Below are 12367 nucleotides of genomic sequence, written 5' to 3' on the forward strand. Positions count from 1 at the left end.
GCGCGCACCAGTGGCGAGTCGGTGCGCGCGGCGCACCCTACGGCACGAGTCCCTAGCCGTAGCGGCCGGTGATGTAGTCTTCGGTCTGCTTCTTCGTCGGGTTGGTGAACAGCGTGTCGGTGTCGCCGAACTCGATAAGCTTGCCCATGTACATGAACGCCGTGTAGTCGGAAACCCGTGCCGCCTGCTGCATGTTGTGGGTGACGATGACGATGGTGTACTTGCTCTTCAGCTCGTAGATCAGCTCCTCGACCTTCAGCGTCGAGATTGGGTCGAGCGCCGAGCAGGGTTCGTCGAGCAGCAGCACTTCGGGCTGCACCGCCACCGTGCGGGCGATCACCAGACGCTGTTGCTGGCCGCCGGAGAGGCCGAGGGCGGAGTCGTGCAGGCGGTCCTTCACCTCGTCCCACAGCGCGGCGCTCTTCAGCGACCATTCCACCGCTTCGTCGAGCACGCGCTTCTGGTTGATGCCCTGGATGCGCAGGCCGTAGACGACGTTCTCGTAGATGCTCTTGGGGAACGGGTTGGGCTTCTGGAAAACCATGCCGACGCGGCGGCGCAGCTCGGCGACTTCCACGCCCTTGCGGTAGATGTTCTGGCCGTCGAGGAGGATCTCGCCGTCGACGCGGCAGCCATCGACCAGATCGTTCATCCGGTTGAAGGTGCGCAGCAGGGTCGACTTGCCGCAGCCGGACGGGCCGATGAAGGCCGTCACGCGCTGCTTGGGAATGTTCATGCTGACGTCGAACAGCGCCTGCTTGTCGCCGTAGAACAGGTTCAGCCCAGGCACTTCAAGGGCGACGGTCTCGTCCGCCAGGTGCAGGCTCTGCTTTTCGCGGCCGAGGGCCTTGATGTCGATGCCGTGGGTATGCGTTTCGTGCTGCATGGGGTGCTCCCTACGCTAACAATTCGGTTAGCCGGCCGCGCGGCGCGCGCCCGGCGCAATTCATTCAGTGGTCCAGCGCCTTGTACTTCTCGCGCAGGTGGTTGCGGATGAACACCGCGCTCAGGTTGAGCAGGGCGATCACCAGCACCAGCAGGAGCGCGGTGGCGTACACCAGCGGTCGAGCGGCCTCGACGTTGGGGCTCTGGAAGCCGACGTCGTAGATGTGGAAGCCCAGGTGCATGATCTTCTGGTCAAGGTGCAGGTACGGGTAGTTGCCGTCTAGTGGCAGCGCCGGCGCCAGCTTGACCACGCCGACCAGCATCAGTGGGGCGACTTCGCCGGCGGCGCGGGCCACGGCGAGGATCAGGCCGGTCATCATCGCCGGGCTGGCCATCGGCAACACGACCTTCCAGAGGGTTTCCGCCTTGGTCGCGCCGAGCGCCAGGGAGCCCTCGCGCAGGGCCCGCGGGATGCGCGCCAGGCCTTCCTCGGTGGCGACGATCACTACCGGCACGGCGAGGATCGCTAGGGTCAGCGACGCCCACATCAGCCCCGGCGTGCCGAAGGTCGGCGCCGGCAGGGCCTCGGCGAAGAACAGCCGGTCGATCGAGCCGCCCAGCACGTAGACGAAGAAGCCCAGGCCGAATACGCCGTAGACGATCGCCGGAACCCCGGCGAGGTTGTTCACGGCGATGCGGATGACCCGCGTCAGCGGCCCCTGCTTGGCGTACTCGCGCAGGTAGATGGCCGCCAGCACGCCGAACGGGGTGACGATCACGGCCATTATCAGGGTCATCATCACGGTGCCGAAGATGGCCGGGAAAATGCCGCCCTCGGTGTTCGCCTCGCGTGGCTCGTCGCTGAGGAATTCCCACAGCTTGGCGAAGTAGAAGCCGAGCTTGGCGCCGGTGCCCATGGTGTTCGGCCGGTAGGCGCGGACCACCTTGCCCAGGCTCATCTCCTGCTCCTGGCCGTCGACGGTGCGCACCGTCACGCTGTCGCGGTCGAACTGCTGGTGCAGGTCGTTGAGCTGACCTTCGAGGACCTTGTACTCGGCACCCCACTGCGCGCGCTCGGCGTCCAGATCGGCCTGCCCGGCGGCGTCCAGCTGGCCGTTCATCTCCAGCTTGCGGGTTTTCAGGCGCAGGCGCTCGAGGCCGGCGTTGATGCGCCCGATGTCGCGTTTTTCCAGCTTGGAGATCTGCCCGTAGAGCGCGTCGACGCGGCCGATGCGCTGCTGCATCGCGGCCCAGGCGTCGTCACCCTCGGCGATCACCTGGCCGTTTTCCTTCACGTTGACCAGGTAGCCGTAGAAGTTGCCCCACTCGCGGCGCTCCATGACCATCAGGTTCTGCGGCGTGCGCAGGTTGCTGGTCCATTCGGCGACCACCCAGGTGAAGTCGGCGCCATACACCTCGCGGTTGCCGACCTTGAACAGCTCGCGGGTCATGAACTCGCCGCCGTTCACGTCCACCGGCAGGCCGGCGCCGGCCAGGCGCGCGCGCGGCACCTCCTCGGCCTGGACCAGCTCGCCGGCCATCACCTTGGCTGGCGTGCCGGGCACCTGGTAATCGGCCTCCAGCACATCCGCCGGCCAGAAGTTGGCCAGGCCGCGGGTGGCGATCACCGCCAGCAGGCCGACGGTCATGATCACCGCGATGGACACGCCGCTGGCGGTCATCCAGACCCAGGGCGAGCCGCTCTTGAACCAGGATTTCAGGGTTTGCTGTTTCACCGCTCGTACCTTCGTTCGTTTCGCCCGGCGACGTCGCGCCGTGCAGTGCATTCATCGGGGAGAAGCCAGCACCCTGCGGGTCTGAGCACCTTCTCCCGCCCTGCGGGGGCACCCTCTCCCCGAGGGGCGAGGGCCATCAGCGGGCCGGCGTGGCCGGCCGTGTATCTATAGCGAGGCGTATTTCTTGCGCAGGCGGGTACGGATCACTTCCGCCAGGGTGTTCATCACGAAGGTGAAGCTCAGCAGCACCAGCGCGGCGAGGAACAGCACCCGGTAATGCGAGCTGCCCACTTCGGATTCGGGCATTTCCACCGCGGTGTTGGCCGCCAGGGTGCGCAGGCCCTCGAAGATGTTCATGTCCATGATCGGCGTGTTGCCGGTGGCCATCAGCACGATCATGGTCTCGCCCACCGCGCGGCCGAGGCCGATCATCAACGCCGAGAAGATCCCCGGGCTGGCGGTGAGGATCACCACGCGGGTCATGGTTTGCCAGGGCGTCGCGCCGAGAGCCAGAGAGCCGAAGGTGAGGCTTTTCGGCACGCTGAACACGGCGTCCTCGGCGATCGAGAAGATGTTCGGGATCACTGCGAAGCCCATCGCCAGGCCGACCACCAGGGCGTTGCGCTGGTCGAAGGCGATGCCGAGGTCGTTGGACAGCCAGTGCCGCATGTCGCCGCCGAACAGCCAGTTCTCCATATGCCCGCTCATGCCCAGCGACAACGCGCCGACGCCGAGGATCACCGGGATCAGCAGCGCCGCTTCCCAGCCATCGGGAATCGCCAGGCGGACTTTCTCCGGCAGGCGGCTCCACAGGTAGGCGGCGAGGAGGACGCCGACCGGCGTCAGCAACAGCAGGCTGAAGATGCCCGGCAGGTGCCCTTCGACATAGGGCGCGAGGAACAGCCCGGCGAAGAAGCCGAGGATCACCGTCGGCAGCGCTTCCATCAGCTCGATCACCGGCTTGACCTTGCGGCGCATCGCCGGGGCCATGAAGTAGGCGGTGTAGATGGCTGCGCAGATCGCCAGCGGGGCGGCGAGGATCATCGCGTAGAACGCCGCCTTCAGGGTGCCGAAGGTCAGCGGGGCGAGGCTCAGCTTGGGCTCGAAATCACTGTTGGCCGAGGTCGACTGCCAGACGTAGCGCGGCTCGTCGTAGTTCTCGTACCAGACCTTGCTCCACAGCGCGCTCCAGGACACTTCCGGGTGCGGGTTGTCGACCACGAAGCGTTGCAGTTGTCCGTTGGACTCCACCAGCAGGCGCGAAGCGCGCGGCGACAGCGCGGCGTGGGCCTGGCCGTCGGCGACCCGCTCGACCAGCAGGGTGCGGTGCGCGGTGCTGTGGAAAATCCCGAGCATGCCGTCGGCGTCCAGCGCCATGAAGCCCTTGCGACGTTCCTCGGGGACGATCTGGGTGATCGGTTTTTCACCGAGGCTGAAGTCGCGGATGTGCGTCAGCACCGACTTGCCGTCGCCGTCGCGGACCATGAACCACTGGGCGATGCCGCCCTTGCTGTCGCCGACCAGCAGCGAGGTACCGCCGAGCAGCGGGCTGAGGGTGCTGACTTCGGCGTCGCCCTTGAGCATCGCGTAGCGGCCGTTGAGGCTCTTGCTGCGCAGGTCGAAGACGTCGGCGGTGGCCTTGCCGTTTATCACGTAGAGCCATTGCTGGCGCGGGTCGATGACCAGCGCCTTGATCGGCTCGGCGATCTGCGGCAGGGCGATGCGCGTCTCGTCCTGGCTGACCTCGCCGGTCATCAGGTTCTCTTCGCGGCTGATCGACAGCAGGCTCAGTTCGGCGCCGGTGGAGCCGGCGAGCATCAACGTGTCGCCGTTCTCGCTGAGCGCCACATGCTCCAGCGCGCGGCCCTGCGGGTCGAGCACGATCGGCGCCTCGCCGAACGGGTACTGCAGCGTCGGCGTGATGGTCTTGACGTTGTCCGGGTAGGTCACCGGGTAGGTGTGGGTGAACACCAGCACCTGGCCGGTGGACAGGCCGAGCAGCACACGGTGGCTGCCGGGCTGGTCCTGGCTCACCGAGGTGATGCTGGCGCCCGCCGGCAGCGGCAGCTGCACGCGGTTCAGCGGCGTGCTGTCCTTGAGGGTGAAGAACTGCACCTGGCCGGCGCGATCGAGGCGCATCGCCACCTTGTTCTGCTCTTCCACGGCGAGCAGCAGCGCGTCGTTCTGCGCCGCCAGCCAGGCGGGCTGCTGCGCTTTGAGCGGCTTCAGCTCGGCGCCGGCGAAGATCGGCAGCACCACATGGGCGAGGTAGAAGAAGATCAGCGTGATGGCGCCGAGTACGGCCAGGCCACCGATCGACACGTACCAGCGGGTGAGCCGGTCCTTGAACGCGCGAACGCGCCGTTTGCGTTGCTGGGCGGGGGTGTTGAAATCCAGCCTCAGGCCGTTCGATTGGGCGCTCATGCTGTTGTTGGCCAGGTCATTCATGAGGAATTCTCGGGGCGCTGCGAGCAGGGCCGCTTGTTGCGGGGGTCTTCAATCTATCTGTCTTCTGTGACAGATAGATGACAGGGTGCTGACATGACGATGCCCGCCGCCCCAGGGGAGCAGCGGGCTTCGTCAGGCACGACGGGCGCCTTGCGGGCGCCGCGCGCCCGTTACAGGCCGGCGTCCTTCAGGGCTTTCTCGACCACCTTGGCCGGCAGCGGGATGTAGCCGTCCTTCACGACCACTTCCTGACCCTGCTTGGACAGGACCATCTTGACGAACTGCGCTTCCAGCGGCGCGAGGGGCTTGTTCGGCGCCTTGTTCACGTAGACGTAGAGGAAGCGCGCCAGCGGGTACTTGCCGGACAGGGCGTTGGTTTCGTTGGCTTCTTCCAGCTCACCCTTCTTGTTGACCAGGGGAACGGCGCGGACGCTGGAGGTCTTGTATCCGATGCCCGAGTAACCGATGGCGTTCAGGGTGCTGGAGATCGACTGCACCACCGAGGCCGAACCCGGCTGCTCGTTGACGTTGGACTTGAAGTCGCCTTTGCACAGCGCTTCTTCCTTGAAGTAACCGTAGGTGCCGGATACCGAGTTGCGACCGAACAGCTGGATCGGCTTGTTCGCCCATTCGCCGGTCAGCCCGGTTTCGCCCCAGGTCTTGATTTCTTTCGGCTCGCCGCACAGGCGGGTGCTGGAGAAGATCGCATCGACCTGCTGCATGGTCAGCTGCTTGATCGGGTTGTCCTTGTGCACGAACACGGCCAGGGCATCGATCGCGACCGGAACGGCGGTCGGCTTGTAGCCGTACTTCTCTTCGAAGGCCTGGATCTCGGCGTCCTTCATCTGGCGACTCATCGGGCCAAGGTTGGAGGTGCCTTCGGTGAGTGCCGGCGGCGCGGTGGAGGAACCGGCGGCCTGAATCTGGATGTTCACGTTGGGGTAGAACTTCTTGTAGTTCTCGGCCCACAGGGTCATCAGGTTGGCCAGGGTGTCGGAACCGACGCTGGACAGGTTGCCGGACACTCCGGAGGTTTTCTCATAGGTGGGCAGCGCCGGGTCGATCGCGGCGAACGCGCTTGCGGTGCCTACGCCAGCGGCGACGAAGGTCAGGGCCGCCATTAGACGATTCAGTTTCATGCCTTGCTCCTAGCATTCCAGTGTGGGTCGAACGGGGGCCAGTATCGGCAGGCCGTATGAACACTCTATGAAAGGTTTATGACAATTGAATGACGACCACAGAAATGCCGAGGCCCGCGCGGGGCGGGCCTCGGAATGGCGCGTGGCGGTCAGTGCGGGGTGGCTTGCCAGCGCTCGGCGTCGAGCAGGTAGAGACCCAGCGCCAGGCCCAGGCCGCACAGCGCCAGCACGTAGTAGGCCGGGCCGAGCGGGCTGTATTTGAGCAACAGCGCGACGCTCATCGGCGTCAGCCCGCCGAAGATCGCGTAGGCCAGATTGTAGGAGAACGACAGCCCGGTGAAGCGGACGGCGGCGGGGAAGGCGTTGACCATCACGAAAGGCACGGCGCCGATGGTGCCGACGCACAGGCCGGTCAGCGCGTAGAGCGGGAACAGCAGGTCCGGGTGGGCGTGCAGCTGGCTGTAGAAGGTCCAGGAACTGGCGGCCAGTAGCAGGCTGCCGACGACGAACACTTTCCCGGCGCCGACGCGGTCGGCCAGCGCGCCGGCAGCGATGCAACCGAGGCTGAGCATGACGATGGCCAGGCTGTTGGCCTTCAGCGCCTGCGCGGCGTCGAAGCCGTAGGCGCTCTGCAGCACGCTGGGGGTCATCAGGATCACCACCACGATGCCGGCGGAAAGCACCCAGGTCAGCAGCATGGAGATCGCCACCGCGCGGCGATGGCCGCGCAGCACGGTCTTCAGCGGCAGTTCGTCGGCCAGCGCCTTGCGTTGCTGCAATTCGGCGAACACCGGGGTTTCGTGCAGCCAGCGGCGCAGGTAGACCGAGAACAGGCCGAACACGCCGCCGATGACGAAGGGCACGCGCCAGGCCCAGGCGGCGATGTCCTCGGCGCTGTAGAGGCTGTTGATCAGCGTCGCCATCAGCGAGCCGAGCAGGATGCCCGCGGTCAGCCCCGAGGTCAGGGTGCCGCAGGCGTAGCCGACGTTGCGCCGCGGCACGTGTTCGGCGACGAACACCCAGGCGCCCGGCACTTCGCCGCCGATCGCCGCGCCCTGGATCACCCGCAGCAGGAGCAGCGCCAGCGGCGCGAGGATGCCGATCTGCGCGTAGGTCGGCAGCAGGCCCATCAGCAGCGTCGGCACCGCCATCAGGAAGATGCTCAGGGTGAACATGCGCTTGCGCCCGAGCAGGTCGCCGAAGTGCGCCATGACGATGCCGCCCAGCGGGCGCGCCAGGTAGCCGGCGGCGAAGATGCCGAAGGTCTGCAGCAGGCGCAGCCACTCGGGCATGTCGACGGGGAAGAACAATTTGCCGACCACGGTGGCGAAGAACACGAAAATGATGAAATCGTAGAATTCCAGCGCGCCGCCAAGGGCGGAGAGGGCGAGCGTCTTGTAGTCGTTGCGGGTCAACGGGCGCGTCACCGGCGCGGAACCGGTAGGCAGGGCATGCATGGCGGTGTTGTTTCTCGTGGAGGGCCGCGGCGTTGAGCCGCCGCAGCCGCGGACTCTAGCAAATTGCGACACATCGACACAGCTTTTGCGGGGAGCCTCGCGAAAAGCGGAACCCTGCGGTCGTCGCTCGACGCATCCGCCGATATACTGCCGGCACGGCAGCGCCGCCCGTCACGACGCGCGTCGCCGGGGGCATTGCGCAAAGATCGTCCGTCCGGCGAGCGGCACATAACCGCGTCGTCGTGATCCGACGGGGTCTTTGCGGAATTCCCCACTTAAACCGCGTCTCTCCAATTCCAATAAATTGAGAGGCTGAGGCTTCCAGGCAATGATCGAGATCGAAGAAGAAAACCTCACCCCCCAGGGTGACCTGGCCTTGCAGATAACCGCTCTACCGCGCGAAACCAACGGTTTCGGCGACATCTTCGGCGGCTGGCTGGTCGCGCAGATGGACCTCGCCGGCACCGCCATGGCGAGCAAAGTCGCCGGCGGCCGTGTCGCCACCGTAGCCATCGACCGCATGGCGTTCCTGGTTCCGGTGGCCGTCGGCGCGCAGCTTTCCTTTTATACCGAGGCCCTGGAAGTCGGGCGCAGCTCGATCCAGATGCTGGTCGAGGTGTGGAGCGACGACCCGCTGTCCAGCGAATGGCGCAAGGTCACCGAGGCGGTGTTCGTCTTCGTCGCCATCGACGGCAGCGGGCGCACCCGCCCGGTACCGCCGCGCCGCTGAGCGCTTTCTTCACCTGCCGCGCGCCGTCGCCCCTCGCGTCGGTGCCGCGGCGTGTCCGCCACCCCGGCGACGTTTTTTCGGAGATCCCCGCATGGCCCTGGCCTCCCGCAGCGCACACATCGAACGCATCGACCGTGGCGACCTCGCCTGCTGGCAGATTCGCGGCGCCGACGGCGCCGAGCTGCTGATCGCCGAACAGGGCGCCCAGGTGCTCGCCTACACCCCGGCCGGCGGACGCCCGCTGATCTGGCTCAGCGAGGATGCCGCGTTCGTCCGCGGACAGTCGGTGCGTGGCGGTGTGCCGGTGTGCTGGCCGTGGTTCGGCGACCTGGTGCGCAACCCCGCCGAAGTGCAGGCGATGCGCCAGGCCGACACGCCGGCACCGGCGCATGGCGAAGTGCGCGCGCGTGACTGGCAGTTGCTGAACATCGCCGACGAGGACGGTGGCGTGTCCATCGAATTCATCCTCGACGCCGCCGAGGACGGCCTGCCCGGCTGGCCGCATGCCCTGGAGCTGAAGCTCGCCGTTCGCCTCGACACGCGCCTGGGCATCAGCCTGAGCACCACCAATCTGGGTCGCGAGCCGGTGGCGTTCAGCCAGGCGCTGCACAGCTACTTCGCGGTCGGCGACATTCATCAGGTCAGCGTCGAGGGGCTCGAAGGGCGCCGCTACATCGAGACGCTGGAGAACTGGCAGGAGCGCCGCCAGGAGGGCGTGCTGCGCTTCACTGGTGAGACCGACCGCATCTACCTGGACCTGCCGCCGACACTGAGCATCGTCGATCCGGCCTGGCAGCGGCGCATCGTGCTGCAGGCCAGCGGGTCGGATTCGGCCGTGCTGTGGAACCCGTGGATCGACAAGGCCGCACGGCTCTCGCAGTTCGCCGACGACGCCTGGCAGCGGATGCTCTGCATCGAAACCGCCAACGTCATGGACGACTGCATCGTCCTGGCACCGGAGGCGACCCACGAGATGGGCGTCTCGATCCGCGCCGAAGCGCTCTGACCAGCGCCGCTCAGCGCCCGCCTTTGACGTTCGCGAAGTTCTGCCGCCCGAACGGGCTGACCCGGTAACCCTCGACATCGGCGCGCACCAGCGCGCTGGCAGTCGGGTGCGCCAGCGGCAGCCACAGCGCCTGCTCCTGGATCAGTTGCTGCGCCTGCTGGTACAGCGCGCTGCGCCTGGCCTGCTCGGAGGTGCGCTTGCCGTCGCCGATCAGCCCGTCCAGGCGCGGATCGCAATAGCGCGCGAAGTTGAGCCCGGATTGCACCGACGCGCAGGAAAACTGCGGAGTGAGGAAGTTGTCCGGATCGCCGTTGTCGCCAGCCCAGCCCATGAACAGCAGATCGTGCTCGCCGGCCTTGGCGCGGCGGATCAGCTCGCCCCATTCCAGCGTGCGGATCTCGGCCTGGATGCCGACCTTGGCCAGGTCGGCCTGGAGCATCTGCGCGCCGAGACCGGGGTTCGGGTTGAGCAGGCTGCCGGAGGGGCGGGTCCAGATCGTCGTCTTGAAACCGTTGTCCAGGCCGGCCTCGGCCAGCAGCTGGCGAGCCTGCAGGGGATCGTAGGCATAGCCCGGCAGGTCCTTGGCGTAGCTCCAGGTGTTCGGCGGATAGGGGCCGCTGGCGGCCGTCGCGCTGCCCTCGAAGACCACCTTCAGGTAGTTCTGCCGGTCGAACGCCAGGTTGATCGCCTGGCGCACCTTGGCCTGGTCCAGCGGCGGATGCTGGCTGTTCAACGCGACGAAGGCGGTCATGAAGGCGGGCGTCTCGATCACCTTCAGCTTGGCGTCGGCCTGCGCCTCGCGCACGTCCTGCGGTTTCGGCGACAGGGCGATCTGGCACTCGTTGCGGCGCAGGCGCTGCAGGCGCACGTTGGCGTCCGGGGTGATGGCGAAGATCAGCGCATCGACCACCGGCTTGCCGGCGAAGTAGTCCGGGTTGGCGATGTAGCGCACCGCCGAATCCTTCTGGTAGCGCTTGAGGATGAACGGGCCGCTGCCGATCGGCTGGCTGTTGAGCTTCTCCGGCGTACCGGCGGCCATCAGCTGGGCGGCGTATTCGGCGGAATAGATGGAGGCGAAACCCATGCTCAGGGTGGCGAGGAAGGTCGCGTCCGGGTGCTTGAGGACGATCGTCACGCTGTGCGGGTCGCTGGACTCGATGCGTTCCACCAGGCTCGGCCACTGCATCGACTGGGCGTGCGGGTAGCCGGCCGGCGCGGTCTTGTACCAGGGATTTTCGGGGTCGAGCATGCGGCGGAAACTGAACAGCACGTCGCTGGCGTTCAGCGTGCGGCTCGGGGTGAAGTAGTCGGTGCTGTGGAACTTCACGTCGTCGCGCAGCGTGAAACGGTAGCTCAGGCCGTCGGCGGAAACCTCCCAGCGCGTCGCCAGGCTCGGCACCAGGGTGCCTTTCTCGGCATCGAACTCCACCAGGCGGTTCATCAGCACGTCGGCCGAGGCGTTGGTGGTGGTCAGCGAGTTGTACTGGACCACGTCGAAGCCGTCCGGACTGGCTTCGGTGCACACGGCGAGGATGGCGGCGTTCGCCAGCAACGGGCAGAACAGCAGGGATAGAATGGCGCGGCGCACGGCGAACTCCTGTGGACTGGCGCGGGGGGCTTACCGTAGACCATGCACTGCGGCGGAACAACGGCTTTGCGGCGACGGACGGTAGTGCGCCGCACAGCCCCGCCGCCCACACTGCGCGCCGGTAGCGCCGCGGGCGCCCGCTTCGGCGATGGCATGTTTCGCCTTGCGAGGGTAGGGGTGTTCTGGTATAAAGCAGCGCTCTTTTCTAGGGGCCTGGTTCCTTCCCACGAAGGCGCAGCCAGTAAGACCCCGAAGAAACGTGGCGCCAAGCGCCGAATCAGAGAGATCAAGCGGCCAACCCATGCCGGGTTGGGCATGTGGTTACAGAGGGCTGAGTCATGTCGAGAGTCTGTCAAGTTACCGGTAAGGGTCCGGTAACCGGGAATAACATTTCCCACGCAAACAACAAAACCCGTCGTCGTTTCCTGCCGAACCTGCAGCATCACCGTTTCTGGGTCGAGACCGAGAAACGTTTCGTGCGTCTGCGCGTTTCTGCCAAGGGTATGCGTATCATCGACAAACGCGGTATCGACGCCATTCTGGTCGAACTCCGCGCCCGTGGCGAAAAGTTCTAAGGCTTCGGTCTTTCTAGGAGAGCAACATGCGTGATCTGATCCGTTTGGTGTCCAGCGCCGGTACCGGCCACTTCTACACCACCGACAAAAACAAGCGCACTACGCCCGACAAGATCGAAATCAAGAAATTCGATCCGGTCGTTCGTAAGCACGTGATCTACAAGGAAGCCAAGATCAAGTAATTGATCGGCCCTTGATGGAAGAAGCCCGCCGATTGGCGGGCTTTTTCTTGCCTGCAGGAAACCTGGGGCCTGTTCGGACGCGCCAGCCCGCGCGCGCTCAGCGGGTCGCCTGCTCGAAGATCACGTAGACCTTGCGGCACCGTTCGACGACTTCCCAACTCCCCTGAAAGCCGGCCGGGATGACGAAACGGTCGCCGGCGCGCACGGTGCGGCTGCCGCCGTCGGCAGCGTGAAGCACCGAGACGCCCTCGAGAATCTCGCAGTACTCGTGCTCGCTGTAGTTCACCGTCCAGTGGCCGGGCTCGCCCTCCCAGAAGCCGACGTTGAATTGCCCGCAGGGGCTGGCGAAGGCGTTGCACACGCGTTGCGCGGGATCGCCGGAAAGGATTTTTTCCGCAGCCGGGCGGTACTGCTCGAGGGCAGCCGTGGAATGCGCGAGGTCGACGATCTGTTCGATGGACATGCCTGGAAGCTCGAAAACGGGAAAGTTCCGAGTTTATGTTTAATAAAACGAACATGAGAAGAGCTTTTGCCCTGCGCTGTAAAAAATATTGAAAACCGCGGCGCCTGTGGTTTAGGGTGGCCGGCACCCTTGCGCGACGGTGCCGCACGCGCGCCAGC

11 protein-coding genes are annotated in these 12367 nt (G+C 66.0%); 4 read left to right on the forward strand and 7 right to left on the reverse strand.

The annotated features are described in order from the left end of the window. Positions 1-52 precede the first annotated feature (52 nt). The 5 genes from pstB to QMX85_RS09195 form a co-directional block, all read right to left on the reverse strand. Positions 53-886: a phosphate ABC transporter ATP-binding protein PstB gene (gene pstB, locus QMX85_RS09175; RefSeq protein ID WP_282340054.1), complete on the reverse strand. Its 834-nt coding sequence runs from the start codon at positions 884-886 to the stop codon at positions 53-55. A gap of 64 nt (positions 887-950) precedes the next feature. Further along, on the reverse strand, positions 951-2672 hold the full coding sequence (gene pstA / locus QMX85_RS09180) for a phosphate ABC transporter permease PstA (protein WP_282340056.1): 1722 nt from the start codon (positions 2670-2672) through the stop codon (positions 951-953). Between the two features lie 114 nt (positions 2673-2786). Further along, positions 2787-5069 (reverse strand): ABC transporter permease subunit, encoded by a 2283-nt coding sequence (locus QMX85_RS09185; protein WP_282340058.1) that lies wholly within the window; start codon positions 5067-5069, stop codon positions 2787-2789. A 170-nt stretch (positions 5070-5239) separates the two neighbouring features. After that, positions 5240-6208, reverse strand: coding sequence for a phosphate ABC transporter substrate-binding protein PstS family protein (locus tag QMX85_RS09190; RefSeq protein WP_282340059.1), 969 nt, complete (start codon positions 6206-6208; stop codon positions 5240-5242). 149 nt (positions 6209-6357) lie between these two features. Then, positions 6358-7665, reverse strand: coding sequence for an MFS transporter (locus QMX85_RS09195; protein WP_273234085.1), 1308 nt, complete (start codon positions 7663-7665; stop codon positions 6358-6360). Between the two features lie 328 nt (positions 7666-7993). Between QMX85_RS09195 and QMX85_RS09200 the strand changes: the two genes are divergently transcribed. After that, on the forward strand, positions 7994-8395 hold the full coding sequence (locus QMX85_RS09200; protein ID WP_090224374.1) for an acyl-CoA thioesterase: 402 nt from the start codon (positions 7994-7996) through the stop codon (positions 8393-8395). 91 nt (positions 8396-8486) lie between these two features. Further along, on the forward strand, positions 8487-9401 hold the full coding sequence (locus QMX85_RS09205) for a D-hexose-6-phosphate mutarotase (RefSeq protein WP_282340062.1): 915 nt from the start codon (positions 8487-8489) through the stop codon (positions 9399-9401). A 10-nt stretch (positions 9402-9411) separates the two neighbouring features. Here the strand turns inward: QMX85_RS09205 and QMX85_RS09210 are convergent, their stop codons facing one another. Then, positions 9412-10989 (reverse strand): ABC transporter substrate-binding protein, encoded by a 1578-nt coding sequence (locus QMX85_RS09210; RefSeq protein WP_282340064.1) that lies wholly within the window; start codon positions 10987-10989, stop codon positions 9412-9414. Between the two features lie 338 nt (positions 10990-11327). On the opposite strand from QMX85_RS09210, the gene rpmB reads away from it, so the two are divergent. Continuing rightward, positions 11328-11564 carry a 50S ribosomal protein L28 gene (gene rpmB, locus QMX85_RS09215; protein ID WP_090224368.1) on the forward strand — a complete coding sequence of 79 codons (237 nt, stop codon included), beginning with the start codon at positions 11328-11330 and terminating at the stop codon, positions 11562-11564. Between the two features lie 26 nt (positions 11565-11590). Continuing rightward, positions 11591-11746, forward strand: a complete 156-nt coding sequence (rpmG, locus tag QMX85_RS09220; RefSeq protein ID WP_003284185.1) for a 50S ribosomal protein L33 — start codon at positions 11591-11593, stop codon at positions 11744-11746. Between the two features lie 97 nt (positions 11747-11843). Here rpmG and QMX85_RS09225 read toward each other — a convergent pair whose 3' ends face one another. Then, positions 11844-12209 carry a cupin domain-containing protein gene (locus QMX85_RS09225; protein WP_282340108.1) on the reverse strand — a complete coding sequence of 122 codons (366 nt, stop codon included), beginning with the start codon at positions 12207-12209 and terminating at the stop codon, positions 11844-11846. Positions 12210-12367: the final 158 nt, after the last annotated feature.

The organism is Pseudomonas sp. PS02288 (genome assembly GCF_029959715.1).
Taxonomy (GTDB): Bacteria; Pseudomonadota; Gammaproteobacteria; order Pseudomonadales; family Pseudomonadaceae; genus Pseudomonas_O; species Pseudomonas_O kuykendallii.

Bases quoted from the DNA above. Each gene is read 5' to 3' on its own strand.
- pstB (WP_282340054.1), bottom strand. From the start codon at position 886: ATGCAGCACGAAACGCATACCCACGGCATCGACATCAAGGCCCTCGGC.
- pstA (WP_282340056.1), bottom strand. From the start codon at position 2,672: ATGCACTGCACGGCGCGACGTCGCCGGGCGAAACGAACGAAGGTACGA.
- QMX85_RS09185 (WP_282340058.1), bottom strand. From the start codon at position 5,069: ATGAATGACCTGGCCAACAACAGCATGAGCGCCCAATCGAACGGCCTG.
- QMX85_RS09190 (WP_282340059.1), bottom strand. From the start codon at position 6,208: ATGAAACTGAATCGTCTAATGGCGGCCCTGACCTTCGTCGCCGCTGGC.
- QMX85_RS09195 (WP_273234085.1), bottom strand. From the start codon at position 7,665: ATGCATGCCCTGCCTACCGGTTCCGCGCCGGTGACGCGCCCGTTGACC.
- QMX85_RS09200 (WP_090224374.1), top strand. From the start codon at position 7,994: ATGATCGAGATCGAAGAAGAAAACCTCACCCCCCAGGGTGACCTGGCC.
- QMX85_RS09205 (WP_282340062.1), top strand. From the start codon at position 8,487: ATGGCCCTGGCCTCCCGCAGCGCACACATCGAACGCATCGACCGTGGC.
- rpmB (WP_090224368.1), top strand. From the start codon at position 11,328: ATGTCGAGAGTCTGTCAAGTTACCGGTAAGGGTCCGGTAACCGGGAAT.
- rpmG (WP_003284185.1), top strand. From the start codon at position 11,591: ATGCGTGATCTGATCCGTTTGGTGTCCAGCGCCGGTACCGGCCACTTC.
- QMX85_RS09225 (WP_282340108.1), bottom strand. From the start codon at position 12,209: ATGTCCATCGAACAGATCGTCGACCTCGCGCATTCCACGGCTGCCCTC.